At 41.4% G+C, this 26,715-nt stretch carries 34 protein-coding genes; 7 read left to right on the top strand and 27 right to left on the bottom strand.

Annotated features, from left to right (window positions below; translation table 11 throughout):
• Positions 1 to 10: 10 nt before the first annotated feature.
• Positions 11 to 181 (top strand): ribosome modulation factor, encoded by a 171-nt coding sequence (gene rmf, locus PHAL_RS0104295; RefSeq protein WP_016707188.1) that lies wholly within the window; start codon positions 11 to 13, stop codon positions 179 to 181.
• Positions 182 to 250: 69 nt separating this feature from the next.
• Here the strand turns inward: rmf and fabA are convergent, their stop codons facing one another.
• Complete coding sequence (gene fabA, locus PHAL_RS0104290; protein WP_016707187.1) at positions 251 to 766, bottom strand: bifunctional 3-hydroxydecanoyl-ACP dehydratase/trans-2-decenoyl-ACP isomerase; 516 nt, start codon at positions 764 to 766, stop codon at positions 251 to 253.
• Positions 767 to 970: 204 nt separating this feature from the next.
• Here fabA and PHAL_RS0104285 point away from each other — a divergent pair, with 204 nt between their 5' ends.
• Genes PHAL_RS0104285 through PHAL_RS0104275 form a run of 3 tightly spaced genes read left to right on the top strand, consistent with a single transcriptional unit; the run spans position 971 to position 3,073 of the window.
• Positions 971 to 1,828, top strand: a complete 858-nt coding sequence (locus PHAL_RS0104285) for a 6-carboxytetrahydropterin synthase (protein ID WP_016707186.1) — start codon at positions 971 to 973, stop codon at positions 1,826 to 1,828.
• On the top strand, positions 1,821 to 2,636 hold the full coding sequence (locus PHAL_RS0104280) for a M23 family metallopeptidase (RefSeq protein ID WP_016707185.1): 816 nt from the start codon (positions 1,821 to 1,823) through the stop codon (positions 2,634 to 2,636). The genes PHAL_RS0104285 and PHAL_RS0104280 overlap by 8 nt, the downstream gene beginning before the upstream one ends.
• A gap of 5 nt (positions 2,637 to 2,641) precedes the next feature.
• Positions 2,642 to 3,073, top strand: coding sequence for an acyl-CoA thioesterase (locus PHAL_RS0104275; protein WP_016707184.1), 432 nt, complete (start codon positions 2,642 to 2,644; stop codon positions 3,071 to 3,073).
• 148 nt (positions 3,074 to 3,221) lie between these two features.
• On the opposite strand, the gene PHAL_RS0104270 is transcribed toward PHAL_RS0104275, so the two are convergent.
• The 15 genes from PHAL_RS0104270 to PHAL_RS0104200 form a co-directional block, all read right to left on the bottom strand.
• Entirely contained in the window at positions 3,222 to 4,544 is a 1,323-nt protein-coding gene (locus tag PHAL_RS0104270; RefSeq protein WP_016707183.1) for a Na+/H+ antiporter family protein, read from the bottom strand.
• A 2-nt stretch (positions 4,545 to 4,546) separates the two neighbouring features.
• Positions 4,547 to 6,535, bottom strand: a complete 1,989-nt coding sequence (locus PHAL_RS0104265) for a transglutaminase TgpA family protein (protein ID WP_016707182.1) — start codon at positions 6,533 to 6,535, stop codon at positions 4,547 to 4,549.
• 1 nt (position 6,536) lies between these two features.
• On the bottom strand, positions 6,537 to 7,463 hold the full coding sequence (locus PHAL_RS0104260) for a DUF58 domain-containing protein (protein ID WP_158217500.1): 927 nt from the start codon (positions 7,461 to 7,463) through the stop codon (positions 6,537 to 6,539).
• A 65-nt stretch (positions 7,464 to 7,528) separates the two neighbouring features.
• Complete coding sequence (locus tag PHAL_RS0104255; protein WP_016707180.1) at positions 7,529 to 8,434, bottom strand: AAA family ATPase; 906 nt, start codon at positions 8,432 to 8,434, stop codon at positions 7,529 to 7,531.
• 25 nt (positions 8,435 to 8,459) lie between these two features.
• On the bottom strand, positions 8,460 to 8,840 hold the full coding sequence (locus PHAL_RS0104250) for a response regulator (RefSeq protein ID WP_016707179.1): 381 nt from the start codon (positions 8,838 to 8,840) through the stop codon (positions 8,460 to 8,462).
• A gap of 567 nt (positions 8,841 to 9,407) precedes the next feature.
• Complete coding sequence (locus tag PHAL_RS0104245; protein WP_016707178.1) at positions 9,408 to 10,550, bottom strand: phage head morphogenesis protein; 1,143 nt, start codon at positions 10,548 to 10,550, stop codon at positions 9,408 to 9,410.
• Position 10,551: 1 nt separating this feature from the next.
• The gene (locus PHAL_RS0104240; RefSeq protein ID WP_016707177.1) at positions 10,552 to 11,094 is read right to left on the bottom strand and encodes a hypothetical protein; all 543 of its coding nucleotides are present in this window, start codon (positions 11,092 to 11,094) and stop codon (positions 10,552 to 10,554) included.
• 2 nt (positions 11,095 to 11,096) lie between these two features.
• Complete coding sequence (locus tag PHAL_RS0104235; RefSeq protein ID WP_016707176.1) at positions 11,097 to 11,540, bottom strand: hypothetical protein; 444 nt, start codon at positions 11,538 to 11,540, stop codon at positions 11,097 to 11,099.
• 10 nt (positions 11,541 to 11,550) lie between these two features.
• Positions 11,551 to 12,165: a DUF3164 family protein gene (locus PHAL_RS0104230; protein WP_016707175.1), complete on the bottom strand. Its 615-nt coding sequence runs from the start codon at positions 12,163 to 12,165 to the stop codon at positions 11,551 to 11,553.
• Complete coding sequence (locus tag PHAL_RS0104225) at positions 12,158 to 13,657, bottom strand: phage portal protein family protein (RefSeq protein ID WP_016707174.1); 1,500 nt, start codon at positions 13,655 to 13,657, stop codon at positions 12,158 to 12,160. Before PHAL_RS0104225 ends, PHAL_RS0104230 begins: the two co-directional genes overlap by 8 nt.
• Positions 13,650 to 15,389, bottom strand: coding sequence for a hypothetical protein (locus tag PHAL_RS0104220; protein WP_016707173.1), 1,740 nt, complete (start codon positions 15,387 to 15,389; stop codon positions 13,650 to 13,652). The genes PHAL_RS0104225 and PHAL_RS0104220 overlap by 8 nt, the downstream gene beginning before the upstream one ends.
• Complete coding sequence (locus PHAL_RS0104215) at positions 15,389 to 15,895, bottom strand: DUF1804 family protein (RefSeq protein WP_016707172.1); 507 nt, start codon at positions 15,893 to 15,895, stop codon at positions 15,389 to 15,391. Before PHAL_RS0104215 ends, PHAL_RS0104220 begins: the two co-directional genes overlap by 1 nt.
• Positions 15,895 to 16,143: a hypothetical protein gene (locus PHAL_RS0104210; RefSeq protein ID WP_016707171.1), complete on the bottom strand. Its 249-nt coding sequence runs from the start codon at positions 16,141 to 16,143 to the stop codon at positions 15,895 to 15,897. Before PHAL_RS0104210 ends, PHAL_RS0104215 begins: the two co-directional genes overlap by 1 nt.
• A gap of 9 nt (positions 16,144 to 16,152) precedes the next feature.
• Positions 16,153 to 16,596: a hypothetical protein gene (locus tag PHAL_RS0104205; protein WP_016707170.1), complete on the bottom strand. Its 444-nt coding sequence runs from the start codon at positions 16,594 to 16,596 to the stop codon at positions 16,153 to 16,155.
• Positions 16,586 to 16,837 (bottom strand): hypothetical protein, encoded by a 252-nt coding sequence (locus tag PHAL_RS0104200; RefSeq protein ID WP_016707169.1) that lies wholly within the window; start codon positions 16,835 to 16,837, stop codon positions 16,586 to 16,588. Before PHAL_RS0104200 ends, PHAL_RS0104205 begins: the two co-directional genes overlap by 11 nt.
• Positions 16,838 to 17,006: 169 nt before the next feature.
• On the opposite strand from PHAL_RS0104200, the gene PHAL_RS0104195 reads away from it, so the two are divergent.
• Positions 17,007 to 17,945: an STM4504/CBY_0614 family protein gene (locus PHAL_RS0104195; RefSeq protein WP_016707168.1), complete on the top strand. Its 939-nt coding sequence runs from the start codon at positions 17,007 to 17,009 to the stop codon at positions 17,943 to 17,945.
• A gap of 168 nt (positions 17,946 to 18,113) precedes the next feature.
• Here the strand turns inward: PHAL_RS0104195 and PHAL_RS0104185 are convergent, their stop codons facing one another.
• The 10 genes from PHAL_RS0104185 to PHAL_RS0104140 form a co-directional block, all read right to left on the bottom strand.
• Positions 18,114 to 18,365 carry a hypothetical protein gene (locus tag PHAL_RS0104185; RefSeq protein WP_016707167.1) on the bottom strand — a complete coding sequence of 84 codons (252 nt, stop codon included), beginning with the start codon at positions 18,363 to 18,365 and terminating at the stop codon, positions 18,114 to 18,116.
• An 8-nt stretch (positions 18,366 to 18,373) separates the two neighbouring features.
• Positions 18,374 to 18,781 carry a Mor transcription activator family protein gene (locus PHAL_RS0104180; protein WP_016707166.1) on the bottom strand — a complete coding sequence of 136 codons (408 nt, stop codon included), beginning with the start codon at positions 18,779 to 18,781 and terminating at the stop codon, positions 18,374 to 18,376.
• Positions 18,778 to 18,975, bottom strand: a complete 198-nt coding sequence (locus tag PHAL_RS0104175) for a PA3496 family putative envelope integrity protein (protein ID WP_016707165.1) — start codon at positions 18,973 to 18,975, stop codon at positions 18,778 to 18,780. The genes PHAL_RS0104180 and PHAL_RS0104175 overlap by 4 nt, the downstream gene beginning before the upstream one ends.
• On the bottom strand, positions 18,976 to 19,374 hold the full coding sequence (locus PHAL_RS0104170; protein ID WP_016707164.1) for a phage protein GemA/Gp16 family protein: 399 nt from the start codon (positions 19,372 to 19,374) through the stop codon (positions 18,976 to 18,978).
• Positions 19,371 to 19,730: a hypothetical protein gene (locus PHAL_RS0104165; protein ID WP_016707163.1), complete on the bottom strand. Its 360-nt coding sequence runs from the start codon at positions 19,728 to 19,730 to the stop codon at positions 19,371 to 19,373. Before PHAL_RS0104165 ends, PHAL_RS0104170 begins: the two co-directional genes overlap by 4 nt.
• A 36-nt stretch (positions 19,731 to 19,766) precedes the next feature.
• On the bottom strand, positions 19,767 to 21,002 hold the full coding sequence (locus PHAL_RS0104160) for an AAA family ATPase (protein ID WP_016707162.1): 1,236 nt from the start codon (positions 21,000 to 21,002) through the stop codon (positions 19,767 to 19,769).
• Positions 20,992 to 22,656 (bottom strand): Mu transposase C-terminal domain-containing protein, encoded by a 1,665-nt coding sequence (locus PHAL_RS0104155; protein WP_016707161.1) that lies wholly within the window; start codon positions 22,654 to 22,656, stop codon positions 20,992 to 20,994. The genes PHAL_RS0104160 and PHAL_RS0104155 overlap by 11 nt, the downstream gene beginning before the upstream one ends.
• Positions 22,657 to 22,665: 9 nt before the next feature.
• Positions 22,666 to 23,574, bottom strand: coding sequence for a hypothetical protein (locus PHAL_RS0104150; protein ID WP_016707160.1), 909 nt, complete (start codon positions 23,572 to 23,574; stop codon positions 22,666 to 22,668).
• A 118-nt stretch (positions 23,575 to 23,692) separates the two neighbouring features.
• Positions 23,693 to 24,142: a hypothetical protein gene (locus PHAL_RS0104145; protein ID WP_016707159.1), complete on the bottom strand. Its 450-nt coding sequence runs from the start codon at positions 24,140 to 24,142 to the stop codon at positions 23,693 to 23,695.
• Between the two features lie 52 nt (positions 24,143 to 24,194).
• The gene (locus PHAL_RS0104140; RefSeq protein ID WP_016707158.1) at positions 24,195 to 24,461 is read right to left on the bottom strand and encodes a helix-turn-helix domain-containing protein; all 267 of its coding nucleotides are present in this window, start codon (positions 24,459 to 24,461) and stop codon (positions 24,195 to 24,197) included.
• A gap of 94 nt (positions 24,462 to 24,555) precedes the next feature.
• Here PHAL_RS0104140 and PHAL_RS23550 point away from each other — a divergent pair, with 94 nt between their 5' ends.
• Entirely contained in the window at positions 24,556 to 25,263 is a 708-nt protein-coding gene (locus PHAL_RS23550; RefSeq protein WP_016707157.1) for an XRE family transcriptional regulator, read from the top strand.
• On the top strand, positions 25,263 to 26,126 hold the full coding sequence (locus tag PHAL_RS0104130) for a hypothetical protein (RefSeq protein ID WP_016707156.1): 864 nt from the start codon (positions 25,263 to 25,265) through the stop codon (positions 26,124 to 26,126). Before PHAL_RS23550 ends, PHAL_RS0104130 begins: the two co-directional genes overlap by 1 nt.
• 18 nt (positions 26,127 to 26,144) lie before the next feature.
• On the opposite strand, the gene PHAL_RS0104125 is transcribed toward PHAL_RS0104130, so the two are convergent.
• Positions 26,145 to 26,543, bottom strand: coding sequence for a hypothetical protein (locus PHAL_RS0104125; RefSeq protein ID WP_016707155.1), 399 nt, complete (start codon positions 26,541 to 26,543; stop codon positions 26,145 to 26,147).
• Between the last annotated feature and the right edge of the window lie 172 nt (positions 26,544 to 26,715).

The raw sequence follows: 26,715 nt of genomic DNA, 5'->3' as shown, positions 1-26,715 counted from the left end.
GGATTTACCTATGAAGAGACAGAAAAGAGATCGGTTAGAAAGAGCTCATTCTCAAGGTTTTAAAGCAGGTTTGGCGGGTCGGTCTAAAGACCTTTGCCCTTATCAACAAGTAGACCCAAAATCAGAGTGGTTAGGTGGTTGGCGCGAAGCGATAGAAAATCGCAATATGTATAAAACCTAATTTTCATGTTTCGAATTTAAGCAAAAACGCCGCTGTATGAAGCGGCGTTTTTGTAACATTACACTTTAATTAAAATGCACTGGTATCTTGGAATAAGCCAACTTTTAAATCTTTTGCTTCATAGATAACACGGCCATCTACTTCAACCGTACCATCAGCCATACCCATGAATAATTTACGTTTTATCACGCGTTTCATTGTTAAACGATAGGTCACTTTTTTAGCTGTTGGTAGAATTTGACCGGTAAATTTAACTTCACCCACCCCTAATGCACGACCAAGACCGGGGCCACCTGACCAACCAAGGAAAAAGCCAACTAATTGCCACATTGCATCTAAACCAAGACAGCCAGGCATTACCGGATCACCTTTAAAGTGACAGTCAAAAAACCATAGATCTGGGTTGATATCTAATTCAGCAATGATTTCACCTTTACCATGCTCACCACCGTCATCAGTGATTGAGATGATACGATCCATCATTAACATATTGTCACTTGGTAGACGACAATTGCCTTCACCAAACATTTCACCTTGACCACACAGGATCAAATCTTCTTTTGTATAGCTATTTTTAGGTTCCATAACACTTATCATCGCTTAGAAATTGCCCCGTACTTTAGCGTACACTTGTACGCTAAACAACTCGGAGCAGTTAAAAAAATAATTTTTTTGCATGAAATTACACCGCTTAGGTGAAGAACATGCTAATTACACGATTTAATCGCGCAATTAGGAGCAAAAATCATTATAATTACCGTGATTTTTTAACCAGTATAAAGGAAGTTTATGATCCTTTTTGTTAACGCACTTACCGTAATTGATTTTTCTTATCTTTGTAACAAACGAGGCGCAGTAGGTGAAAGCTGGATTGTTGATTTAACCTTGCATGGCAAGTTAAATGAAGAGTCTATGGTGCTCGATTTTGGCTTAGTTAAAAAGCAAATTAAAGGGATTATTGACCAATGCATAGATCACAAATTGGCTATTGGTAATAAAATTAATGGCTCTATCGAAAACCATGGTGATTATACAACACTAGATTGTACGTTTGGTGATGACCACCATTTAGCAATGAGTGCACCTAATCAAGCGTATTGTTTAATTGATGCCGAGGTTGTAAATGAGCAATCAGTGATTGAATTTTTAATCGCGACGATTATGCCGCAGTTACCAAGCAACATTGATAAAATTGAGATTGAATTAAAGCCTGAACACAGTAAGAGCTTTTATTATCACTATAGTCATGGTCTTAAAAAACACGATGGGAATTGCCAACGCATCATTCATGGTCATCGTTCGCAAATTGGTATTGCACTTGATGGCATGGCAATGCCGCGCTTACAAAAACAGTGGGCTGATAAGTGGCAAGATATCTATTTAGCAACCGCTGAAGATCAAGTTTCAACAAGCCAGCTGCAACATATTACTGCAACTGAAAATGACTTTTGTTTTGCGTATACTGCGGCGCAAGGTTATTTTGAGATGGCGATAAGTAAAGCCCGTTGTGATATTTTACCGGTTGATACAACGGTAGAATGTATTGCAGGTTATTTAGCAGAGCAGGTTAAAGCTCAGCACCCTGATAGTGATGTCAAAATTACAGCCTATGAAGGGGTTGCAAAAGGATCGATTTGTTATGCGTAAGTTATTAGCACTGTCGTTCTTTGCCACAGTGAGTTTTTTTACTGATGCAGTTGAATTGCAAGGTCATTTAACGCAAGGTGGCTTAGTTACTGGCAAGATTGAAGGTGTTAAATCAATCAGCTTTAATGGCCAAGCATTAAAAACCACAGAGCAAGGCGAATTTGTTTTTGGTTTTGGTCGTGATGCTGAGTTAACACATAAGTTAACGTGGGTAGATGCATCTGGCACTGAGCACCAGCAAGCGATTGTAATCACAAAACGTGATTATAAAATTGATAAAATTACCGGTGTAGCAAGTAAGTATGTATCGCCCCCTAAAGAGGTCAGTGAGCGAATTAGTCGCGAAGCTGTTGCTGTAAAAAATGCACGAAAAATTGATTCTGACCTTCGATACTTTTTAGACCCTGTCTATAAACCGGCTGAAGGTCGTATCTCTGGCGTATATGGCAGCCAACGCTACTTTAACGGTGAACCACGTCGTCCACACTTCGGCTTAGATATTGCGAACAAAACCGGCAGCCCTGTGTATGCGCCAGTAAGTGGCACAGTAGTATTTGCCGATAGTGATCTTTATTACTCTGGCGGCACACTAATTTTAGACCACGGGCACAGTGTAACGTCTACATATATACATTTAAGTAAACTCGATGTAAAAGTAGGGGATACCATAAAGCGTGGTGATAAAATTGCCGAGATTGGTGCCACAGGCCGTGTAACAGGGCCGCATTTAGATTGGCGTTTTAACTGGAAAGGCGAACGGCTCGATCCTGCACTTATGATGTTAGACACATTAGCGAACAAAAAGTAGAGAACATGACAACACAAGTAAACCGTGAAGAAATAATTGCTCAACGTATTAAAGATTCAACCACCTCGGTGACTAAAACTGTTTTTCCTGGACGTACAAATCATCACAACACCTTATTTGGTGGCGATGCTTTAGCATGGATGGATGAAGTTGCATTCATTGCAGCAACCCGTTTTTGTCGTAAACCATTGGTAACTATTTCATCAGATAGAGTTGATTTTAAAGAAGCCATTCCTGCTGGTACTTTTGCAGAGTTGATTTCAAAAGTTGTTCACGTAGGCAATACCAGCTTAAGAGTAGATGTAGAAATATTTTTAGAAACCATGCACACAGATGATAAGCACTCAGCAATCACAGGCAGTTTTACGTTTGTTGCGGTTGATGATAACCACAGACCAACGCCTGTTGTTTGCGATAAAATGATCTATGGTTTTTAATTAACAATTATAGAAAAGAAAGCACAGCAATGTGCTTTCTTTTGTAATTAATAAGAACACATCATACTATATTTAATCAAACTTAATACTTAGCTAACGTGGAAAACTAATAATTATTCACCAAGTAGTAGGGCGTTTGCTTAGTGAGTTACAGCACCATGGCTGCAATCCAGCCAAATATGAGCAGTGGAATATTAAAATGGATAAAAGTAGGCACTACCGAATCCCAAATGTGGTCATGTTGACCGTCTGCATTTAATCCAGAGGTTGGGCCAAGTGTTGAATCAGACGCAGGAGAGCCAGCATCCCCTAATGCACCAGCAGTGCCAACCAACGCAGCAGTTGCCATAATTGAAAAGTTCAGCTCTAAACACAAGGGGACAAACAAAGTTGCGATAATTGGCACGGTAGAAAAAGAACTACCAATGCCCATAGTGATCATTAAACCCACTAATAGAATAAGTGCAGCGGCTAAAGGTTTATTACCATCAATCACTAATGCAGCGCTGTGTACTAAGCTAGTTACATCGCCTGTTGCTTTCATCACGGCAGCAAAACCTTGGGCTGAGATCATAATAAAACCAATCATCGCCATCATAGCCACGCCTTTACTGAATACGTCGCTATTTTGCTCCCACTTAACTACACCAAATAAACTAAAGATCATAACCCCAACTAAGCCGCCTAATATCATAGAGCCACTAACATTTTGAGCGACTAAGGAGGCTAGTACTGCAGTGACTCCAACAATTAGTACTTTTTTGGGTTGTTCAACTGCAATACTTGTAGCCTGTTCATCTAGTTCGTCTTGGTGATACTCCCGACGTTTTCTATAGCTAATAAATACCGCAATAAGTAAGCCAGCTAACATACCAAAAGCAGGGATGACCATCGCTAATGGTACTTGGCTATTAATAATATCAAGGCCATTATCAACAAGGTTTTTATGTAAAATTGAGTATAAATATATCCCACCAAAGCCATAGGGCAATACCATATAAGATGTTGCTAAGCCAAAGGTTAAAATACATGCAATGGCGCGGCGATCTAATTTTAATTTATTAAATACAATTAGTAACGGCGGGATCAAAATAGGAATAAAGGCAATATGCACAGGCACTAAATTTTGGGATGAGATTGCACAAGCTAAAATAATAAACAAGATGAAGTAACTGAGGCTAGTTTCGCTATTTGCACTGTTATTATTAACTTTTGCTAATAATTTTGCCGCGAGTATCCGGGTCAGTCCAGACTTTGAGATTGCAACTGCAAACGCGCCTAACATCGCATAGCTTAGGGCAATTTCTGCCCCACCAGACAGGCCAGCATTAAATGCATCAAGAGTATCAGTTAAACTTAAACCCGCAGTTAAACCAGCGACTAAAGCACTGAGCGTCATGGCTACAATGACATTAACCCGCGCTAAAGTGAGTCCCAGCATTAATAACACACCGATCACAACTGCATTCATAATTATCTCTTCATCTTTGTTTTAATTGATTTTATCAGATCTTTACTGTGTTTTTTACGATAACTATTAAATACTAACTGTCGATAACGCACATCGGAGTATAACTGTGCAAATTGTTCAATATATATTCGTTTCTCTGGCTGTTTATGTGCCGCATAGTCTAAAAACTGCAATGGTGTTTGGTTTTGCTTAGCAACAATGCCTTGTTTTTCACACCAATTAACTAGTTTAAGATAGTCTTTGGTCAGAGCATGTTTGGGCTCCGAGGATTTTTTTGGCCACGATAAGTACACAAAATAACAAATAAATGTCATGCACACTGTTGCAATCACAATCAGTGAAATCTGCCACAGTTGCTTGTTGCCAAACAACTTGTTTAACAAGGAGGCCTGTTTTTGCTGATTAAACCCTAACACCCAGCTAGTCCATTGGTAATCAAGGTTTTCAAGTTTGAGTCTGAGCCAATTAAAGCCAGCTATATTGCTTAACCTCAATAGGCCAAAACTTAAGTTACTGGTAAATTCATTATTAAGTTGTGTATGCTGTGACAACGAACCATTTAATCGTTCAGGTGAAACCACAGCTGTTGCATCAAAAATCTGCCACCCTTTGTTTTTTATGTACACTTCAACCCAAGCATGTGCATCATATTGATAAACACTGAGATAACTATTTTGCTCATTGTATTCACCGCCTAAATAACCAGAAACAACACGCGCTGGAATGCCAACGCTTCTAAACATAAATGCAGCTGTACTGGCATAATGTCCGCAAAAACCACGTTTATTATTAAATAAAAATTGGTCTAAAGTATTGCTATCAGTAATTGGATCGGGTGTTAAGGTGTAACTGAATCCATTGTTGGCAAAGTACTCATATAAGGCTGAATAAAAAGCATCGTCATCCTTGTTTTGTTGCTCATATAAACGTTTAGCAAACGTTTGTGACTGAAGATTGGTCTCTTTTGCTAAATTTAGTTGGGCATTCTGATACTGTACTGAACGTGATAGAAGCGCTGATTCGAGTGGGTAACTTTGTGTGGTATAACTAATACTACTGGCTAAAAAACGTTTACGAAGTAATAATCCATCACTGGTTGTTTTGACGTCTTTATGTGTTGAGCTCGAAAGTTGTAAACCATACAGCCAAGGTTTAGCGGCTGGCTCTGCAAATATTTGGTAACTAAATAAAGGTTCTGCGCCTAGCTTAGTGGTGTTTTGACCAATCACTTGTTTGGCTTTCAAAATGTCCGATATTAGCCAGGTTTTACCATCAAATTCGTCATGTATTATGGCACGCCAGTAGTAGGGGGGAGACGGCCTTTGTTCATCAAACTTTGCTCTAAAAACTAATTCATCTGAGTTAGATAATTGCGCAATGTCGAATGGGTCAACACTTTCTGATAATCCTGTTTTAGCCAGTTTAGGCCCTGGCAGCTGCCAAAATGCAGGTACTTTTGGTAGCAATAACAGTAAAAAAATCGAAATAGGTAACGCCAACAGCAATAATTTTAAACTCCCTTTAACGGCTATTTTTAAGTTATGTTTGGATTCAATTAAAGCCAAAACAGCAAAATTTAGAATGTATAAAAGGCTAATAATCAATGTTGCAAATAAACTTTGAGAAAACAGATAAACAGTAGACAGGCTAAAAAAACTAAGTAAAGTAATTGTTTGATAGTGTTTTTTTGTCGTTGCTTGGAGTAATTTAAATAAGCTCGATAAAATCAGCATCGCCACGAACAACGTAACGGTATCGCTAAAGCCAACATCATAAAACAAAACAATTAAACTCAACCCGGCTAATGTATTTGCTAATAATGCATTAGGCTTATTACGCTTTAATAAGGTAACCGCAAGATTCCAAATACATAAACCCACTAACAGTGTATTAAATGCCAACGGGAGCTCAGTAAATATAAAGCTCAATACTAATATATAAACTATTGATAATGATAAATTAATTGCAGTTAAATTATTAACAATTCTCATGTTAATCCTTGGCTATTTTGGAAAAGCGACTGAGTGCTTCTAAGCAATTTTTACAGTGCTCTTTTCCTTCACTCACCTCGAATGAGATACTTTCTAATTGCAAACCATACGTTGTACCTTGCAAGTATGCTTGGCTGATCAAATAGCTCAATTGCTGAAGTCGAGATTCAGTACTTCCTTGTAACTGATTAAAATCAAAAAATACACTTTGCGCTGAGTAATTAACAAACTCTTTAACCATCAACTGCTGCGTTTTAGCGTAGTGTTTCCATGATACCCGTTTCATATTCATACCAATTTGATGGGGAGTCAAGCCATCAAACTCATCGCTACCGTGCATATTCTTTTGATCGCCATCATCCATACTGTTTTTATTGTGCTGATGATTCTCTTGTTGTACAGGCTTACGTTGTTGCGGGTAAACAAAAACAGTCTGCGTTAATTGCATGTAGCTCCATGCCGATACTAAACCAAACGGATAGTGACTAATGATTTTTAAGCGCTGCAATGGGTAGGCACCGCGTTGATCCATCGGTAAATCTAAATGTATCAATTGCGAAGTAGGGGTTGTTTCATCAAACGTTGCGAGTATTTTTTTTTCGTAAATAAACTGCAGCGATTGGCATATTGTATCAGTCGAAAGCTCTAACTCTAATTGGGCACACTGTGGGGCATAGTTAGCAATATGCCTTTTGTAAGAAAGCGCTAAACCTCTAACATTGTTATAACCGAGCAATAATGAAAAAATCATTACAACCAGCATCAAATATGCCATCACTAAAATCAAATTATTTTGATAGTTAACAGCCAAGATAAAGTTAAGTATTGTTACGAGTAAAAAGCCACTACCTAGCTTGGAAGGTAAAATATAAATGTTGCTATGCGTTAATGTAAGCTGTTCAGTATTGTGTTTATTTTTAAGTAACAAACTGAAAAGCTTAGCTTTTAGCTGAAAAAATAGTATAGAGCGGGCAAGGTTGTTATTTTTTCGCATTACAAAGGTACAGTAACATCATTTAATAATTGGTTTAGCTGTTGTGCGCTAACGTCATGATTTAAACCCAAGCGGTGCTCTGTTACGCTAGCAAATATGGTTTGAACATCATCGGGAGTGACAAAATCACGACCATCAATAAATGCCCATGCTTGTGCTGCTTTACCTAAAGCAATACTGGCGCGTGGAGAGAGCGCATTAGCAAATTGGTTATTCTTACGCGTGTATGAAACAAGCGCCAAGATATAATCAACAACCGGCTCACTTAAAGTAATAGTGCTTACTTGTTTTTGTATTTCAATTAATTGTTCGGCGTTAATTCGTACGGGTAGGTGATCATAATCGCGATTGTTTTGCCCTAAAATCAATTTCCTTTCAGCTTCTTTCGGTGGAAAACCTAAGCTAATGCGCATAAAAAAACGGTCTAATTGAGACTCTGGTAAAGGGTAAGTGCCTGATTGGTATAATGGATTTTGAGTAGCGATCACAAAGAATGGACTGGGCAGGGCGTATTTATCACCGTCCATAGTCACTTGGTATTCTTCCATCGCTTCTAATAATGCACTTTGTGTTTTTGGACCCGCACGGTTAATTTCATCAGCTAGCACGACTTGGCTAAAAACAGGCCCTTTATGAAATGTAAATTTATGTTCATTGGCATTAAAAATACTCGAACCGAGTATATCTGAAGGTAATAAATCACTGGTAAATTGCACGCGTTGATAGCTTAAACCTAATACTGCCGCGAGTGCATGCGATAAGGTGGTTTTTCCCATACCAGGCAAATCCTCAATGAGTAAATGCCCTTGGCTAAACAAGCAAGTTAACGCGAGTTTTATTTGCTGTTGTTTGCCATAAATAACCTGAGATAAATCATCAATGATCGCTTGTACAGTGTGTTGCATAATAACCTTATGGTTTTGATGTGGGCTAAATAAGTTCTAGGCGTTTCATAACCGTATCGACTTTTTTGGCATTAAATGGTTTTGCAATAAAGCCTTTAGCGCCAAGTTCCCATGTATTTTGTACATTCTCAAGGCTATTGTGGCCTGAGCACATGACAACATGGGTGTGTGGGTAATTATCGTTTAGGTACTCAAGAATTTCAGTACCGTCGGTGTCGGGTAATTCAATATCAAGGAAAATTACATTCGGGGATTTTTCATCAATCAGGCTTTTTGCAGATTCAAAATCGTTACTTTCGAGAATATCTTCAAAACCTAACTCAGTTAAGATTTGATTTAAGTAGTCACGTATATCTTGAACATCGTCAATTATTAGGATTGGTTCTAACGGGCGCACAAATTCCATATTGTTTACTTCTTGTGATACAGCTTAAATTGTATTTTTAATACTATGCTAAGCGATAATGAAGCTCAAGAAAGATACTCGAATAAAATCATATAATTCGCATAAACCCTCACTAAGTCCGATACCGTCTAGTATTGGACTTAGTGTGAGTGGTAATGACGAGAAACATTGCTTTAAACCTACTAACATTAACAGCCTATAAATTAGATTATGTTAAATTAAATAATTTACTTAGTATTGTCGATATTTCCCCGCTCAATGTTAAGTTGTTTATATCGCTATTAATGTAAGGGGTTGTTCATTTCTAGAATAATGATGATATGAGGATTTTCGCCCTCGTCTTTTGGAAAAGCCCATTATTACTGGGATTGGCTAACCCTGAGCGCAAAATTAGCTAAATTCGGATTACGCTTGTTTTTAGACGAAACCTGTTCAAACTGACTCATTCCACGATCATTCCTGCTCATTGTACGTTTAGAATTAGATCATTCTTGATCGTTTAACTTTCCTTTAAATACACTTTAAACGCCTTTTAAACGCTGTTTAAATATTTTGAGCTGCCGATATTTAAACTTTTTCGGCAGCTATGATGGTATTGAACGTTGGGCCTAGCTCAACTGTGATCATAAAACCTTGGTACGATATTTTTACTTGGTTGCCTATATAAGCAAACGTATTTGGATTTTGAACAGCGTTCATTAGGTCGTGTATTTGTTCAATTGCTAGCTGGCCAGTTAAGAACTTTTCAATTTGAGCGCTGCTGACTGTAACAGCGCTACTATATATAGGTGCGTTTTTACGTGATAGCTCGTTTAGTAAATTTACAGGCAAGTGCCCTAACGTAAATTGCTGGCTATCTGGTGCTGACTTTTTAAGCGCTAACTTTGCTGCTTGTAAGTTTACTTGTTTTATATAGTACTGCTGAGATTTTAAAACTGCTTCGTTAAATTGTGGAACCGCCAACTTTTGAATGTCAGTTGATAAAGTCATAACTGATTTACCTGCTGCAATGTCTGCACCTAGCCATGCTTTACCTGGATTATAATCCCAGCCTAGATCAATGCCTGCTAACTTATTAAGTTCTTCGCCTGTTGATGGGTCTACAACTTTGAATGACTCCATAAACTTATTAACTTTTTCTGGCTTGGTTACTGATAACCCCATTCGTGCAATATCACGCGCATTAAGTGATACCACCTTACATCTGCAGTTATAACCATTTGGCGGATAATGTGTATCCCAAAACGGATGATCCACAGGCAATAAAATGTAATTCCACTTACCGTGATCAGGTCTTACGCGGCTATCACCAGCTGTTAAGTATAATAAATATGGCCTGCGCTGTTTTAAACGCTCTTGTTGTTGCCAACGGCCAGCTGCACGCGCAGTGTTTTTATTGTTTTGATAAATAACTTTAGTACGCCAGCCCCGTTTGCCATTGTATGACCAACCGTGATCATCAACTACTTTGTCAAAGCGTTTTCTAAAGTCCGATATGGTCTCGCCATCGCTAATCGCCTTATCAACTGCTTTATATAGTTCGTTAATGATCTCGATTTGTGTTGCACCGGCAACGGTAAATGCTTTGGCGTGAATTAAACCCTGTAAGTCTTTATATGACTCACTGGTAAGCTTAATTTTATCTTTGAAATGAGAAATGGCTTCCTTGAACTTAACAAGGTCGCCATATTGTGGAGCTGGTAAGGCCATATTATTGCTCTTTTAACGACTGTTGAATGTCTTGAATTTCGTTTCTACGTGAATTATCACGGCTATTACCAAAGAAAAAATTCAATATTGACGCTACAACGGTGCCTAAAATAAAGCCCAAAATGGTGTCTGCAAAGCGTGTTGCGGTATCTGGAATGGTTAAAAACGTTATACAGCCTATGTATATAACCGTTGCGACCGACCAGAACCAGGCATAATAATAAATGAAGCGTTTAGAAAACTTATCATCTTGATTAAGTGCTTGGATCTGCATATTGCGGGCGCTTTGAGTGTTTTTAAACGCTAAATCATCAAGCTCTTTTTCACGGTTTAAAATTGTTTGCCGTAACTCTTGTTGCAATGCGCTAGATTGCTGAACTAGGTTAAATGCTTGCTCAGGCGTGCCGCCATTGGTGATGGTTTGCGCAATATCTACCACTTTAGACGCGACCTTTGATCCATTGTCGCCCCCTATCCAATCGCCTATTTTCTTATCCAAACCTGTGAGCTTTGCAAGGCCAAGTGCTATTGTAATTGGATCCATAGTTATACCTTTATATAGTCGTCGTAAGATTGGCCGCCAATTTTAATAAGCTCTAAACCTTCGAGCTTTTTATACTGACGAACGAGGCTTTTAGCGGTTGTAAAATCGCATGTGTGGTATTCGGTTACTTCGTAAAGCTCTGGGAATTCTTTTTTTGCACCGCGCTTACCCCATACTTTTTCTGCATCCTTGATTGATTTAGCCGTGTATCTGGCGCGGGTTCGTTTACGCCAAACATCAGGAATACATGAAGGGCGTTCGTTGTCTTTAGAGTACCAGCCACCCTTAATTACATCGTCTACATACACAACTAAGCTTGTTTTAGACTCAGATACGCGCCCGCGTGTCACTGTTATTTCAAACTCACCGTATTTGAAAATAACCGAGCCAAAAAAGCCTGCTAAGTGCTTTTCTACCTCTATCCACTGCTCTTTTGTGATGGCCATAAGCGCCCCGCTACAGTTTTGCTATATCGAGTGAAATTGCTTGCTCAATGCCGTTATCATCATGCTTGTAAAAGCGGATAAAACGGCAAGAATCAACCACGCCAACGGATTCCGCAATAATGTTCATGGCTTTAGTCCATTTGCCTGAATCGTCTGATATTTCTAGTTTACGCAGGGCTAAAATGCGTTGCGGGTTAAGCGAGCCTTGCTTATCGGTATTAAACGTTTTACTCACAATGGCTTTAATGTTTTGGTTACCGCCTTCGGTCCATTCATCCAGGCATTGATCTATTAATTGCTTAGCAAGCGCCAATTCAGGGCCTAGTTCAATTCGTTCTTGAGTTTGCAGGGTTACTTTTAGTTGGCTGTCAAAGGTGCGTAGTGTCACATTGCCTTTTTTGCCGCCTAAGTTAACGCCATGTTCTTGCGCTAATAGCTCTATAAAGTCGTCGGCTTCAGCCATTAAACTTTGTTTAAACTCTGCCAGTGTTTCTTGCATTTCAACGGCTTTATCAATGGCTTTTCTTACAAACTCGTCTTTGATCAAGTCAGTTTGTTTGATGTTGGCAATGGCTACTAAATTGCCTTTACCGTCTTTTAAATACCCGTCAGGAACATTATTCATCGTCTATCTCCACAGTTTTTGAATTAGCCTCGTTCATGCCTGCCATAAATTCATACTCCATTGCTGTTTGGGCAACGTCTGCCAGTGCAGAGTCTGAAATATCAGGAAATTGTGAGGTTATTTTTTGCTTAAGTTCGTTCAGGCTTTTAGAGGCCTGAGCAAATTGAAAAATCTGTTTAATGGTGTCGTCACTTGCGTGATCAAATTCATCAAACTCGTTGGTAAGCTCTACGGCATTCGTTTGTTTTTTGGCAAACTCAGTTTTAGCCGCAGTGGCTATGCCGTGGCCTTCGTCGGGCACATCTAGGATTGTTTCGCCGTCTTTTGGCTTTGGTACACCGAGTTCTTGATAGGCCCAGTCTTCACCAACAGGCACAATACGGGCTGTTTCGCGCACGCGGGTTACGGTGTCTGTGTTAATTTCGCGTTTGTCTTTAAAGATGAATTTGGGCGGCTCGCCACCATCAAAATTTACTGTGTGTAGTGCGTTTAAAAGCTGGTTACGGTAAGAGGCTACAAGCGCCCTGTCTGATCGTTGATTATCGCCCGCGCGTTTTGCATGGGTTTCGCTGGCTGCCCGTGCGCCGCCATTTTTTTGCTCGGTTGCTAGGGTTTGGCTGGTTAGCGCTTTGCTTATTTCAGCATTACAAAAGTTAACTAGGCGCTCTGGCACTGGCTCGCCAGATAGTTTGCTCTCGATGATCTCAATTGTCGTGTCATCCGGTATGGCGGCAATGCCATCTTGCACAAGTCGTGCTAAGCCATCTAATAAATTTTCGATGTCATTTTCTTTACTGCCAATTGGGTATTTACCCACAGGAAATGGAATACCAAAGCGTTCGCACAGCTGTACAAAAAACTTAAAACCGCCGTGTTTAAAGGTCCACGGCCAAAAACAGCTGCTTAACAATGCGATACCATACGGGTTTTCGGCGCTTGGCATGTGGCGAACGCACGACCAACGGCGTTGATCGACTAACTCGCCTTGTGGGTTTTCGCTGGTCTTAACAAGCAACTCGTGATCACTATTAAATGCAAAGCGGCTGTTGCGCCAGGTCTCTACATATTCAGGTTGCCAGTGGCCATCGTGTTTAATGTACTTGCCCAAGTGAGTAACGCTAAAGCCATTTAAAATGGCGCTATAGTTGTGCCAATCCATATCAGCCCATTCTGTATGTGGGCATGGTTTACGGGCAAAAAATGCTTTAGCTAGTTCATAGCTTTTTAAACTGGCTGCATCGTCACCGCCTGGTACTAACTCGGTATTAAAGCTAAATAAGCCGCTACGTAGTGAGCGTAATTCACCAATAACGTGGGCGTCGCGGGCTATTTCTTCGTAAATAGCGGTGTTTTTACCCGCACGGCGCAGTATTGGATCAGGGTTTGGTAGCTCAGTAATAAGCGACGTAAGATTTGGGTCTATGCGGTTTTGGTCAAACATACGGTTTAGCGCGGTGTATGCTGTAGATTTAATGCGTGGCTTGCTATACATGATATCCCCTGATTTGTTTTGTGACTTTGCGGCTATTAACACGCGGCATGCCGCCTGCACCTGTGCTTGCTACCATCCACAAAATAGCCAGGGCACAGCTTAAATCGTAGTGATGGGCGGTTTGTTTTTCTGGCCAGTTTTCAAGCTCGTCGAGTAGTAAGCGGCAATGTGAATGAAAGGCAATTTGCGCTGGTGTATTGGTTACATAGGTTTCAAGTGATCCTATGCGTTCCTCGGCGCTAATAACCGCAGTAACACCACGTAAAGGCAGTGCAATGCCTTGCTCTAGGCCTGTGGTAATAAACTGGCTGCGCATAAAATCAAAGGCGTTGTTGTTCTCAAAGCCCCACACACGGCAGTTATATTCTTTTTGTGCGCGTATTAAGTCGTTAAGTAAACGGCTCGTACCACGGACTTTGCGGCTTTCGTATTCAACGTGTAGCTTTTGTAAATCATTAGAGTAAAAGCCCACGAGTATAGCGCTGGGGTCGGCTTTTTCAGTTTTGCCCATACTTGGATCACATGCGCCGTAGGGTATCCACTCGTTTAGGCGATCAACCCAAAAATCAAACTGATAAAAAATGGCTTCTTCGTCGCTTTTGGCTATGCCTTGCATTTCGCGGTTAAACTCGCGCTTATTAGCCGCCCACATACACATTAAATCGTAAAGCGAACGCACACTTGGCCAACTGGTAGTGGCACCTTTAAGCATTTGCTTTTTGCGCTTGAGCCAAAACTTAAATGACGGTTTTTGCTCGGTTGAAACGGCTTCACCTTTGGCGGCCGCGCTTTTTTCAAAGCGTTTGTCGTCATGCACCATTAGATCGCGGCATTCTTCCCATAGGTCCATGCGTTCTGGCATTTGTTTAATGGCTTTAAAGCGGTGAACAATGTGCCCTGGTGCTTCTTCAGCACGGCTTATTGGGTCGTCGTTATTTAAAACGGTGTTTACACCTAAAAATTTTACGGTGCCATCTGGTGGGCCAAGGTATTGCACAGCAGCTTCTAGGAAGCGCCAGCGGTTATCGCGCTCAGTGGGCGATTTTGCCTCGGCATCGGTTATAATGTCATCGGATAGCAGCAACTTAGGGCGGCTTGCACCATGGAACGTACCGCGTACTGATTGCTCAGCACCACGGCTTTCAAAGCGTACGCCTTGGGCTGTTACAAACTCGCCTAACTTCCACACGGGGGACTTTTGGCACACTTCGGGGAAGTCTAACGCGAGGTTGTTATTGTTAAGCAGCTCGGTTTTAACTACCTCTAGTGTTTTGGTTGGCATTTTGGTTTCAGCGCCAAACAAGATCACAAAATCGATAAATTGCTTTATTTTTGCAAGGCCCAGATCTTGGCAAATATCAGGGTCTTGTAAGAGCGCTAACACCGCTACATAAACAGGCGCAATTTTTACAGCAAGGGTACTTTTACCCTCACCACGCGGGGCTACAAACCAGTTTTTCCAGCCGTTTTTAAGCTTGAGCGCTTCGGGGAACCAGTTCATAAAATAGCTTTGGAATTCAGAGGCCTCTTGATCGTCGTCAAGCCACATGTGGTGCGGAAAATACGTATACACAAAAAACGCAAAGTCGCCGCCAAGTACGCGTTTACGGCGTTCTTTAATTGCAGCGGGGCTTGGGTCTATGTTGCGTTCTTTGGCTTCAATATCGCGGCGCAGTGAGCCGGTGATCTGCTCTATTTCAGCTAAAAAGTCGCGTGAGTTCATATCGGCCATTAGTCGTCTAACTCCTTGTCGAGCCGTGGACCAAAGGCGGTAAGTATTTCTACAAACTCGGGGGCAAATTCGGGGTATTTGGTTGATACAAACTTAGCGAGTATTTTAAGTACTTCGGTGGCAATGGTGCGCTTTTCAAGGCGTTTATTACCGCCTGATACCTTCATAACTTTGCTCATCATATCGGTGAGCGAGCTAAGTACTTTTATACGTTGTTCAAGGGGCAGCTGTGCGCCGTCTGCTGATCTTAAAAGCTCAAAGGTTTCGTTAACTTGAATGGTAAATTCTTCAATAAAGTCGGTAGTAAACTCCCCTGCTGTGCCTTCACTACGGCGGCTTGCGGCACGGGCTAAGTCCCAATCGTCGCCGTTGTCTTTGGCTTCCATTTTCCAGCGTCGTGCAGTGCCATCGGCCACGCTGTGTTTAATGGCGGCAACACTTAACGCGAGCAGCTCGCTTACATAGCTGTGGCGTACGGCATTTTTCTTTTCTGCAGGGTGCGCCATTATAAGCCACCGTTTTTAAGTAGCTCAGTAATTAGTGCAACCGTTAGACCAGCTGCACCACCGATTCCAGCCATTTTTACCCGATTATTAGTTACATGGGTTTCAACCTTGGTAACGCGGTCTTCAAGTTTGTCTACTCGCTTGTTGATATCGGTTTTTAGAGAACTAATTTGATTCAAAATAGCGGTTTGACTCGCTTGTATTTGACCGATTGACTGGAATAGTTGATTTTCTTGCTCTGGGGTCATTGGCTTTCCTTACGGGTTAAATACTTTAATGCCCGTCCATGTAGGCGTGCGTACATCAAAATGAAACCAACTCACTTGCCCTTCAATGGCGGTGATGTAGGGGAATTCTTGCGGGTGGGCTAATACGTAGTCACGTACTTGCTGGGCTGTGTAGTTTTCAAAGCTGCAATCAAACGCTTTGCCTAGCTTGTGTTGGCTGCGTTTTGCGCCTATTGCACAATCAAGTGGGCGATAGCCTCGGTATTGATTAGCGCCGCCCCAGTACCAGTTGTTTACTGTGCATGGGCCAAACTTGTCGCGCAGCTTTTGCAGCATACGCAATGCGCGTTCATCAAATAAATGAATTAAAAATAATGGGGTGTCGTTAAATAGTTCAAACGTGGCTTTTGGTACCAGCTCCTGAAATATAAAGCTCGGTGCTGTTGGTACGGCCACTCGTTGTTTAAGCGCCATGCTGTTGAGTCCTCTTTATGGTTAAACGTTGTTTTACTAGGACGTAACAGGCAGGTAAGCGAGTACTGCGCGCCGGCTTTTTGTTCGCTGGGTTTAGCAGCGCTTTAACGCGGGAACGCAGTGCGGGCAGGTCTTTTAGCGGGCAACGGCGAGATATTGCAATTTGCTCGGCTTTAGAACTGGCCTTGATAATTTGTTGAGCTAAAAACTCAATAAATGGCGCATGCACTGTATTTGTCATGCTGGTAGTAAATCAATTTAGGGGATTGGGTAACACTGTAAAGTTGTTTACGGCTGGGGCTTTCGAGCTAGTCTATTAGGTTAGAATAAATACTATGATCTTTGCAATAGAACAATTGTTGTTTCTAAAGTAATATTGTTGAATTAATAAATAATCAATTGGAAATCAGATGGGTATATTGAACATTTTTTCTAAAAGACAAAAAGCATTACGAGGAGAAACTCCTGATGTTTACCAATATGAAACTATACCTCAAGCCTTAAAGATTCAGATTATACATATAATCCAAGACACTGTTGGGAACAGGTCTGGAAATGGTTACGGCCAGACCTTGTCAGATAAGGTTTATCATAAAATTAATAAAGATTTGTCCAAAGAGTACGGACAGTTTTCGCTAACAAATAGAAATGACGGGCCCATTTTTGATAGGGTATATGAATATTTTTTTGAAGAAAGTGATGTTGAAAAATGCCTAGATATTATTGAGTTAACTTTCCTTTTAATCCATACATATGTAAGAGAGAATTTTATTCGGTTTCAAAGAGAGGAAGGAACAACTCAAGAAGTAAATGATGCAATCGATGAATTAAATATTCGATTTAAACAACATGGTGTAGGGTATGAATTTAGTGATGGCGAGATTATTAGAGTAGACTCTCAATTCTTACATTCTGAAGTAGTCAAACCTACATTAAATGTTCTTCAGGTTAGTAAATTCCTAGAAGGTGCAAAACAAGAATTTTTATCAGCACATTCTCATTACAGACATAAAAAATACAAAGAGTCTTTAAATGAATGCCTGAAAGCGTTTGAAAGTACTTTAAAAGCAATTTGTAAAAAACATAATTGGGAACACTCAGCAAATGACACTGCAAAAAGATTGTTGAATATTTGTTTAACGAACGGCCTTGTACCTAGTTACATGCAAGAACAGTTCAATCAATTTCTCGGATTATTATCAAGCGGCGTGCCTACCATCAGAAATAAAGAAAGTGGCCATGGTCAAGGCTCAGAAATCAAGAATGTATCTCCAGATCTTGTAAGTTATACACTTCACTTAACCGCTTCCAATATACTATTTTTAAGTGAGTGTGAAAAAAAGCTTTGATTAATTTTTTTAAACGCCTCCCTGTATTCATCCATTAAACCCGTTACATCTAAACCCATAACTTTACGTTGGTTGATGTAACGGGCTAACAGGTTTAAACCGTATTCGTAATGCCATCGCTTAGGTTTAGCGCCGCCGCTAAGTTGCAATGCAGTGAGCAGTACAAAGTTATTGCTTTGCATGTTTGTGCCTGGGGTAAGTTTGGATTCTTACCTCAGTGCCGTCGGTAACACGGATAAACTCAAACCAGCAATGAATGCAAATAGTGTGATCGTTATAAACCTCGCCCTCTGGTGGGCGCATGGTTCTTAAGGTGTTATCGCACTCAGGGCATTTGTAATGAATTACTGGTTTGCTGCGTAACGTCGCAGCGTTAAAAAAGGCTAAGCATTCTGCTTTAATGTCTTTTAAAAGCTCCATAAAGCCCCCTACAAACTTAAATTTAATTGTGTTTCGTGCGCCCGTTCGTCTTGGTATGCACTGTAAATACTGCTTACTTGCTGGCGGGTGATCTTAAAACGCTTAACCAGCTGCTGAATGTTGCTGCTTTTTGTGTCCAGGGCTTGGCAAATTTGTTGATTGCGAATTTGCATAAGCACTTTGTGCAGCATGGGTATTTGGTAGCTTGACCCTACATTGGCATCTATTAGCTCTTGCACCAGGGCTTTACCAAATACCTTGACTACTTCGTGATCCTCAGTTGGCTTTTCAGGGATATAAAACATTTGCCCTTGCTGCTCGGTGAGTACCGCAATGGTTTGTTCAACGCCTAAGTGTTTAACTATACGGCGCAGGCCATGGGGTAACGCCCGTAAATCTATGGTTAATTCGCTCATGATTGCTCCTCAAATAAATAATCTAAGCCGTGTTCGCGGTCTAGTCTGCGTTGCTCTTGGTAGGCCTCTACATTGCGGCGAATGCGGCACTTTTCGCGGTCTGCGGCTTTAACTGGGCGATAGCGTTCTTCCTCGGTGTAAGGCGGCTTACGCGGGTTAATGGTAAAGTTTTGGTACTCTTCGTAATTTGCCATTTACGCCCCCTGCTTAGCTTTGTGGCGGATAAGCCATTGCTTAAGTACTTCTATAATATGTGGCCATTGCTGGGCGCTTTGGCTAAGCTTTTTGCCTTGTAGGTGCTTTTCACAAAACGCGTCACACGCCCCTTTTGAATCTATGTTTACCGCGCCTGCGCGGCTTAATTGGCCCCACAGGCTGTAAATCATTTTTAACTGGGCGGGTAACTGCTTTTTGCCGGCACTTGGGTTCATTGCACGGTAACGCGCAAGCAGCTGCTGTTGCTCAAGCTTGGTTAAGTCTGCGCACGTATTGGTGCGGCCATTACAAATGTACGACACATTAAGTTGGTGGATATCTTGCTCGATACCCGCCGCTTTTTGTGCCATTTTGATTTGTTGGATCAAGTTGCTCATGCGCTTTCCTCCATTGGGGTTAGCTCAAATGCCACAGCAGGCTTTAACGTGATCACTTTAATCCCCCAGTCGACCATGCCTTGGGTAAAAATACGCGCTAGGCTTGGGTGTAAGTGATTAAAGCGAATAGCCAATTGCTCAGCCGATTTAACGCCTAAAACATGCTGAATAGTGAATAGCTTTTCGGCTATCAGCATTGAGAACGCGGCTTTTATATTGCCGTTGCAGCTGTCGATAAACTCGCCCGAGCCTTGTTTATCTGCAAGTACTGCCAGCATGTGTTGCGTGCTGATCGTATCGTTTACTGCTAAACGCGCGGTAAAACGTGGAGTGTTTAAATTAATTGAAAATGCCATGATTAAATCCTTATTTAAAATGTGTTTAAACAGCGTTTAAACCGCTGGTTTATTAAGTACTGATGAAAAGATGCCATTGACTAACAGCCTGTCTACGGCGGTGTCTGGGTTTTTGTTGGTGTGGTTAAGCAAGTGCGGTAGCAAGTTTTCAACCAGCTCACGGGCGTTACCTTCAACGCGTTTGTGTAGCCATTGCCACCACTTTGCATCGTTTTGGGCGAGTTTTACGGTGCCCTCGGTTAGCTCTAAAAACAGGGTGCGAATATCTTCAACGGTGATTTGGCCGATAGGTTTTGGCCAAAAACACACGCGGCTTGCTATCAGTTCGTAGCGCTCTTGGGTTTGCAGTTTGTCTACCAGTTGAATGTTGCCAACCAGCGTTACGCCTACTATTGCTTGATCGCTTATGGTGCGCAGTGGGTCAAGCGAGTTTGGTTTGCACTTGTCGGCTTCGTCTAAAATAATTAGGCGGTCTGTATCACGCAATGCGCTAATAATCTTTTGCATGTTTTTATACGCGCTTGGGCAGCGCGATAAGCCCAGGGCTAAGGTGAGTTGCTCAAGTACTTGGGTGCTGCTGGTTTGCTCACTGCCGGCAATTAAAATGGCCTCTTTGTTGTGGCGGCAATATTCCGCAATGCCTTTGGTTTTACCCAATCCTGCTTGGCCTGCAAATACACTAAAGCGTTTACGTGCTCGCGCTTGGTCACATGCCATGGCAATGAGTTTTGACGTACTGGTAGGAATAAAGCGCACATCACCGTACACAATTTCAATTTTTTTGCGTTCATTAGATGGTTTGCCTTGGTCAATCTCTGCTGGGCGAATAAGCGCCCAAATGTCGTGCAAGTGCGCCGTTGGCTTTGCGTTATATTTACCGTTAATCAGTTGGCTAATAGACGCAGGGCTTTTACCCATGCTCACAGCAATGCTGGCGCTGGTAATGTTTTGCTCGCGTATTTCGGGTGATTGCAAACGCAGGCATATACGGGCTGCGAGTTCGCGATCAGATTTGTTATATGACTTATTAAAGCCGTTGCGTTTTTCAATTTCAGTAATCGCGGCGTTACCAAACAACTTTTGCCACATCGCCACAATGATTTTTTCAGGGTTAATGGTGCATTTGTTTGCCAGTACTTCTTTAACTGATTGCAGGGCAAAGCCACAATTAAGCTCTTCGGCTGTCATGCCTGTGGTGCTTAGCTCTTGGTTTATTAGCTCAACACGTAGCGTTTGCTCTGGCGTGTATGGGTGTGGTTGGCTATAGCTCATAAGTATGTTCCTTGTGTAAATTAGGTTGATCAAGTAATTCGTTTAGGTCGATTTCGTGCTGTGGCTGCGTTGGCGTTACATCAAAATCAAATATGTTTACCGGTGCTTGTTGTGCTGCAATGGCTTTAATTGGCGCGCCAAACTTAGCCACTGACTCAACGTCAATAATGCGGTCTTGCGTTTCTTGGGCTTCGATTTCGCGGCGTTTGGTGTCAATGCGTTTTAAGCGACCTGTGCGGCGTTTGCTTTCGGCTTGCTCAATGCGCGACGTAGGCACGGCATGCGATTTAGTTTTTAAATTAGCGAACATTAAAAACTCACCGTTGAGCTTATAAAGCTTGGTGTAGCTGTCGTCGTGTAGGTCGTAGGCGGCAACAAGCTCTTGGCCGTTAAACTGGTGTAAAAAGTCGGCTGAATAATCACGTTGATGCAAGCGGAAGCGGCCACGACGAATGTTGACGGTTTCGCGCGGCAGCATGACAAAATCGCCCTCAACCGGTGGTACACGCTCTATGTTTTCGTCCCATACTTGTTGGCGTGTTTTGCCCTTGATCTCAGGGTGTTCGCTGTTGTGGTAGTCGTTTAAAAATGCTTTAAACTCGGCTATCCACTCGTCTACCGTAGGCAGTTTGCGTTTGCCTTGCTTGGCCTCTTTAAGTACCAGCTGCTTATGGCGATCGTCGTGGTCGCGCCCGCAATACGTGCTAAAGCGTTTACCTACACGGTCTTCCATGTGTAAAAAGAACCGCTCAATCCACTTAACCCGGGCGTTGCCTGGTATGGCAAATATTACGTCTATTTCAAACTGCGCATAAAAACCGGTTGTGTCGTCGTTCATCAGTTTGTTTTTGTAGCCTGAGCCGTTATCGAGATAGAACATGGCAGGCACGTTGTTATGCACTTTAATAGCGCGGCTTATTGCTGCTAGCGTGTCTAACGTGCTTTCGGCGTAGCCGAGTTCCCAGCCCACAATGCAGCGGCTTGCAACGTCTTGAAACGCGGTTAACTCGGCGCGGTAAGGTTTGCCCGTTTTAGGGTGAGCTAGGTATACGTCGAGTGTGTGGCCATCGCCGTTATACATAACGCCAGGCTTAATATTGTCGGTTGAGCGCAGTAGGTGATCTTTATGTTTTTCACGGTACAGTTTTGCGCCCATGCGGTACGGGCTTTGTGGGCCTAACTCATGCGGCAGTGCATTTATAAAACGGCGCACTTGGTGATGCTCTGCCTTGTAGCCCTCTTTGTTTAACTGATCTGCCACTTGTGCAAAGCTTGGGCTGTTTGGGCTGTGGTAAAGCTCAAGGCAACGGGCAAGCCAGCTGTATTGTGTTTGGGCTTTGCCTTTATGGTTAGGCAATAGGCTGTTAATGCCGTTGTCTTTATACGCATTGCACCAGTTATAAATGGTTGCACGCCCTGGTAACTTACCTAGTGCGTCAATCGCGCTTGCTAATGTGCTAAGCGCCGTGTTGGCACGGTAGTTTTTTACTAGTGCCTCAAATGCTTTAGGTATGCCGCATTCTTGGGTAAGTAAATGGCGAACTAGCACTGCCCTACTTTGGGCTTTTTTACGGGCTGTTTCGCTGGCATTTTGCCAACTCAGCTCGTTACCTGTGCTTGGTAACTTATTGTATTTTTGAACTGCAGGATGCATTGCTCTCTCCTACTCGCGGGTTTTAATGCGGTCGTTAAACATGGCGAGCATGTATTCACGGTTTGCTTGGGCGTCTTGCCATTCGTCTTCGGCAAATTGCGGTATGCACTCAGCGCCGGCTAAATGCTCTAGGCCAAACTCACCGCTTAAGCGGTTTAACATGTGGGTTATGCGCTGCTGTATGCCTAGCCATAAATGCCAGGTTGTTTGCGCTGCACCTATGCGGTGGTTTAGGTCAAGGTCACGGGTGTTACATAGCTGCTCTGCCATGGCTATAAACTCTTCGAGCGACTCGTTAACAACGGCACTGTGCGCAAATGCATCACGACGAACCTGTGCAACTAACATAGGTAGCTCGTACATTTGTTTAGGGGCTTTGGTTATGCGCTCGGTTTCAAGGGCGTTTATAAGCGTGGCTGTTTGCTCTTCAAGCTCGGTGTGCTTGTCTTTTAGCTTGCGAATTTCCTTGCGGAACTCACGTACTGATAAATCATTTAGCGTGTCTAGGTCGTCGTCATCAAGCGATTCAACGGTTTCAACTGGCAAACGCGCCATTTCAATCAGCTTGCTTTTGTTCATATTTAAAAGCGCAGACGTCCGCGCTTTTGCCTCAGGCAGTGCTAAAAACATTTTTGCAACCGTTACAGCTTCTTGTGCTGTGCGTGGTGCAATATTGTGTTCACGTAGCTTGGTTTCAAACTCGCCGTGGCCTAGGTGCATTTTGATCGACATATACAACAGCCCACGCTTAGCGGTCTCTACCAGTGCTTGTTCTTCCATGCGCACAACCAGTTGCCATGCTTGGTCAACAGAATCTGGCATTACAAGTTGTATGTGCCCTGCCATCTTCTCGATTTTTTCACTAAGCTGCTGTTGCTCTTCTGCAGTGAATATTTGATCTGTTAACTCAGTGCTCATAACAGCCTCCAACTGCGTTAATTCGGCTTGTTTTACAAAATGCAGACGGTTTTTGGTCTTTGATTGTCATTGTTTTTAGCCTTATATGGGTTTTATATCGGGTGGTGTAATGGTGCTTTCAGTCTTGGTCGTCGCTGTTCAATAACGACTCTGTTATGTAGCGCTGCATGGCTGTTCGCTCTTCAATCTCCATTTGTAGCTCGGCATGTTGCTGCAGTAGCTGTGAGCGCTGATCGACTGCTTTAAACAAAATTGGTTTGAGTAGTACATTTGCTGGCTCAGTTGAGCGCACGGCATAACACAACGCTGGTAGGTAATGCATTGGCATATAATTGGTTTGACTAGGCGCAAGCCATTTATTTAGTTTTGCTTGGTCAACATCGTTATTTTGAGCGCGTAGTGCATCGTTCATGCGGTCAGCTATTACTGGGCGGCTAAAGCCTGAACGCTTCATGGCTGAACATACACTGTGTATAAACAAGTGATATATATCGCAATCTGGCGCTACATCAGCATCTAGTATGCTTTTAGTGAGTTGTTTTTGCTGTGCCATTGTTAAATTTTCCATGGTAAAAATCTCTTGCAAAATTACATTGATTTAATACGCGTGATTGCCGATGCTATTGCTCACTGGCTAGTAACTCGCGTAACGCTTGTACTTTTTTAGCGCGACAATCTTTGTTTTTAATGTAGGCAGGTACATCGGGGAAGATAACGTCTACCGGTTTACCGATAATCTTGGCAATGGCAGCAGCCACTTTGTATGAGGTGGTATGTTGATAAACAACACTACTAACATGCGATAGGTTTAAACCCAGCGCAGTAGCAACAATTGACAGTGAATAGCCTTTTTCTTCAAGGGCTTGTTTAATTTGCTCAGGTTTCATTGTAAAGTACCTTTTGGTTTACATTCTCTTTTCAGTTCTTTGGCGAGATTTAAAGAGAATGTTTTTGTTAATGTGTGGTGAGGATAGGACATATATGTCTACATATCAACCCTTAAAAGACATAAATGTCTGCGAGTTATTTAAAGAAGAACGTAAGAGACTGAATTTAAGCCAAAAAGATATTGCAGATTTTTTAGGTATGTCATCGAAACAAGTAAGCCGATGGGAGTCTCAAATAGCGATACCATCAGATAAATTGTCTTTACTTTCTGGTTTAGGCTTCGATGTTCACTATATTCTCACCGGAAATAGCTTTGCTTCTGCGCCAACTTCAATTACGCAGAATAATTATTTAAGCCCAAGTCATACGGACTTATCTGTCGTACCTCAATATGATTTATCAGCCAGTGCTGGTGGTGGCGCATTAGTGGTAGCTGAGCACCCTATTGCTCGTTTTGAACTTTCAAAGCGTTGGTTAGAGCAGCACAACTTACATAATAAGAAGTTAACCGTTGTTCCCGTTCGCGGTGATAGCATGGAACATACACTTCATGATGGTGATTTAACGCTTGTTTCGTTGGTTGATGATTTATCAGAAGCACGTGAAGGTGTTTGTGTTCTACGCTTTGATGATGAGATTTTTGTAAAACGTATTCAGTATGATTTTAAAACTAAGGGTTATAAAGTCACTAGTGACAACAACGCTTACTCTGGTTTTTTTGTTGAGGCTGAAGATATTGAATCTGGCAGGTTCACAGTACTTGGCCGTGTAGAACGAGTGCTGCAAAGGACAAAGGTTTGATGGACTTAGATGAATTTTTAAAACTTGGTTTATTTGCCTCTTTAACTGTAGCGGGGACAATCGGTTTCGCAAGAATATTTTTTAAAGGTTACATAGAGCAAAAAAGCAAAAATCTTGCTACCAAAGAAGATGTTGGTGAAATTACAGATATAGTAGAGAAAATAAAGCATGAGAATTCACGTGTATTAGAAGATTTAAAAGCAGAACATGCAAAGGGTTTGGAAGAAGTAAAAAAAGAAAATCAGCTTTTACTTTCTACTGCAGACAAGCATTTAGACCTTAAAATTAATATTTACACTGATGCTATGGTTGCATTTACAGGAATTATTTTTTCAATTGAAAGCTTCGTATCTTTAGACTACTCAGCAAAGGAATTTCAATTGACATTGGAGGAGCACAGCAAAGTTATTTCTAAAGTTCAAATTGTTGGTTCTAGTGAAGTTTGTGAAGTAGCCATAGAGATTATTACTAGATTTAATGAAATAGTAATTCAACTAATTATTGAGAAAAATGGCCTTCCAGAATTAGAAAAGAAAATTAAAGAGCTTGCTAATTATTATCAGAAATTGAATGAAGAGAATGAAGAGCTAGGTATCCTTGACAAGTTAGAGGGCGAATATAAAGAATTAGTAACTGATTTTACTGTTAAATATAACAAGTTCACTAAATTATGTTTATACCAAAAAATAGAACTAGAAGAGTTATTAATTAAATTTGTGACTCCAACTCGTACAGAGTTAGGTTTTGATGTTGACGAAGATAAACTTCTCATAGCACAAAAATCATCTTCAAAGCGTTTAAAAGCTGCAGCTAAGAAAGCTCTTGATATACAAGAAGATATTAGTCGGAAGGGATTGTATTGAGCAGTTTATTCAGTAGTATTAAGTAAAACTCCAATAAGTTAAAAGTTTTTCTATAGTAGTCTCTTTATGAATTTTTGTGTCATTTAGCCAGCCCTCAACAATTCTGGCTAAATGCGCGTTTTCATCTACATCAAACTTAGCTCTTTCCTTAGGCCATGTTTCTTCGTCTTGTATAGACGCATAAAAACGTGTTACTTCGAAATAATACTTCAGGATATCATGGAGTTTTTCGTAACTTAGTGACATTAATCTTATTCCTAAGGTATGTGAAATTAACTTTAAAATATTTTCATATTCAAGTAAAAATTGAAGTATTCTGAAATCATTTAAATTCATTAATTTAGCTATTTTCTTCCTTTCTTGTTCAGATTCATAGATTGGAAAATACTTCTCTAAAAAATCAACTTTTAATTGCATTAGAATACGTGACTCTTTGATTGTTTTTAAATTATCTAATGCTTTAATTCCTTTGGCAGACGTTGTAATTAAAGTCGATAATTGTGTAATAACTTGCTCATTGCATATTCTCCCTAGCTTTGATCACCCAATGGCATTAACTTTGATCGCTTATTCTCATTAAGCTTTGATC

Source organism: Pseudoalteromonas haloplanktis ATCC 14393, from assembly GCF_000238355.1.
Lineage (GTDB): Bacteria > Pseudomonadota > Gammaproteobacteria > Enterobacterales > Alteromonadaceae > Pseudoalteromonas > Pseudoalteromonas haloplanktis.
Note: the sequence above shows the minus strand (reverse complement) of the source record. Positions and strands in the feature narration are given on the sequence as shown.

What these genes read in the sequence shown, in the direction of transcription:
- PHAL_RS0104280 (WP_016707185.1), top strand. Translation starts at nt 1,821, where the DNA reads ATGCGTAAGTTATTAGCACTGTCGTTCTTTGCCACAGTGAGTTTTTTT.
- PHAL_RS0104140 (WP_016707158.1), bottom strand. Translation starts at nt 24,461, where the DNA reads ATGAAACCTGAGCAAATTAAACAAGCCCTTGAAGAAAAAGGCTATTCA.
- PHAL_RS0104250 (WP_016707179.1), bottom strand. Translation starts at nt 8,840, where the DNA reads ATGGAATTTGTGCGCCCGTTAGAACCAATCCTAATAATTGACGATGTT.
- PHAL_RS0104285 (WP_016707186.1), top strand. Translation starts at nt 971, where the DNA reads ATGATCCTTTTTGTTAACGCACTTACCGTAATTGATTTTTCTTATCTT.
- PHAL_RS0104265 (WP_016707182.1), bottom strand. Translation starts at nt 6,535, where the DNA reads ATGAGAATTGTTAATAATTTAACTGCAATTAATTTATCATTATCAATA.
- rmf (WP_016707188.1), top strand. Translation starts at nt 11, where the DNA reads ATGAAGAGACAGAAAAGAGATCGGTTAGAAAGAGCTCATTCTCAAGGT.
- PHAL_RS0104245 (WP_016707178.1), bottom strand. Translation starts at nt 10,550, where the DNA reads ATGGCCTTACCAGCTCCACAATATGGCGACCTTGTTAAGTTCAAGGAA.
- PHAL_RS0104160 (WP_016707162.1), bottom strand. Translation starts at nt 21,002, where the DNA reads ATGAGCTATAGCCAACCACACCCATACACGCCAGAGCAAACGCTACGT.
- PHAL_RS0104145 (WP_016707159.1), bottom strand. Translation starts at nt 24,142, where the DNA reads ATGGAAAATTTAACAATGGCACAGCAAAAACAACTCACTAAAAGCATA.
- PHAL_RS0104165 (WP_016707163.1), bottom strand. Translation starts at nt 19,730, where the DNA reads ATGGCATTTTCAATTAATTTAAACACTCCACGTTTTACCGCGCGTTTA.
- fabA (WP_016707187.1), bottom strand. Translation starts at nt 766, where the DNA reads ATGGAACCTAAAAATAGCTATACAAAAGAAGATTTGATCCTGTGTGGT.
- PHAL_RS0104235 (WP_016707176.1), bottom strand. Translation starts at nt 11,540, where the DNA reads ATGGCCATCACAAAAGAGCAGTGGATAGAGGTAGAAAAGCACTTAGCA.
- PHAL_RS0104205 (WP_016707170.1), bottom strand. Translation starts at nt 16,596, where the DNA reads ATGGCGCTTAAACAACGAGTGGCCGTACCAACAGCACCGAGCTTTATA.
- PHAL_RS0104130 (WP_016707156.1), top strand. Translation starts at nt 25,263, where the DNA reads ATGGACTTAGATGAATTTTTAAAACTTGGTTTATTTGCCTCTTTAACT.
- PHAL_RS0104255 (WP_016707180.1), bottom strand. Translation starts at nt 8,434, where the DNA reads ATGCAACACACTGTACAAGCGATCATTGATGATTTATCTCAGGTTATT.
- PHAL_RS0104200 (WP_016707169.1), bottom strand. Translation starts at nt 16,837, where the DNA reads ATGACAAATACAGTGCATGCGCCATTTATTGAGTTTTTAGCTCAACAA.
- PHAL_RS0104175 (WP_016707165.1), bottom strand. Translation starts at nt 18,975, where the DNA reads ATGGCAAATTACGAAGAGTACCAAAACTTTACCATTAACCCGCGTAAG.
- PHAL_RS0104215 (WP_016707172.1), bottom strand. Translation starts at nt 15,895, where the DNA reads ATGGCGCACCCTGCAGAAAAGAAAAATGCCGTACGCCACAGCTATGTA.
- PHAL_RS0104180 (WP_016707166.1), bottom strand. Translation starts at nt 18,781, where the DNA reads ATGAGCGAATTAACCATAGATTTACGGGCGTTACCCCATGGCCTGCGC.
- PHAL_RS0104155 (WP_016707161.1), bottom strand. Translation starts at nt 22,656, where the DNA reads ATGCATCCTGCAGTTCAAAAATACAATAAGTTACCAAGCACAGGTAAC.
- PHAL_RS0104275 (WP_016707184.1), top strand. Translation starts at nt 2,642, where the DNA reads ATGACAACACAAGTAAACCGTGAAGAAATAATTGCTCAACGTATTAAA.
- PHAL_RS0104210 (WP_016707171.1), bottom strand. Translation starts at nt 16,143, where the DNA reads ATGACCCCAGAGCAAGAAAATCAACTATTCCAGTCAATCGGTCAAATA.
- PHAL_RS0104150 (WP_016707160.1), bottom strand. Translation starts at nt 23,574, where the DNA reads ATGAGCACTGAGTTAACAGATCAAATATTCACTGCAGAAGAGCAACAG.
- PHAL_RS0104185 (WP_016707167.1), bottom strand. Translation starts at nt 18,365, where the DNA reads ATGGAGCTTTTAAAAGACATTAAAGCAGAATGCTTAGCCTTTTTTAAC.
- PHAL_RS0104270 (WP_016707183.1), bottom strand. Translation starts at nt 4,544, where the DNA reads ATGAATGCAGTTGTGATCGGTGTGTTATTAATGCTGGGACTCACTTTA.
- PHAL_RS0104195 (WP_016707168.1), top strand. Translation starts at nt 17,007, where the DNA reads ATGGGTATATTGAACATTTTTTCTAAAAGACAAAAAGCATTACGAGGA.
- PHAL_RS0104240 (WP_016707177.1), bottom strand. Translation starts at nt 11,094, where the DNA reads ATGGATCCAATTACAATAGCACTTGGCCTTGCAAAGCTCACAGGTTTG.
- PHAL_RS23550 (WP_016707157.1), top strand. Translation starts at nt 24,556, where the DNA reads ATGTCTACATATCAACCCTTAAAAGACATAAATGTCTGCGAGTTATTT.
- PHAL_RS0104220 (WP_016707173.1), bottom strand. Translation starts at nt 15,389, where the DNA reads ATGGCCGATATGAACTCACGCGACTTTTTAGCTGAAATAGAGCAGATC.
- PHAL_RS0104170 (WP_016707164.1), bottom strand. Translation starts at nt 19,374, where the DNA reads ATGAGCAACTTGATCCAACAAATCAAAATGGCACAAAAAGCGGCGGGT.
- PHAL_RS0104125 (WP_016707155.1), bottom strand. Translation starts at nt 26,543, where the DNA reads ATGCAATTAAAAGTTGATTTTTTAGAGAAGTATTTTCCAATCTATGAA.
- PHAL_RS0104230 (WP_016707175.1), bottom strand. Translation starts at nt 12,165, where the DNA reads ATGAATAATGTTCCTGACGGGTATTTAAAAGACGGTAAAGGCAATTTA.
- PHAL_RS0104225 (WP_016707174.1), bottom strand. Translation starts at nt 13,657, where the DNA reads ATGTATAGCAAGCCACGCATTAAATCTACAGCATACACCGCGCTAAAC.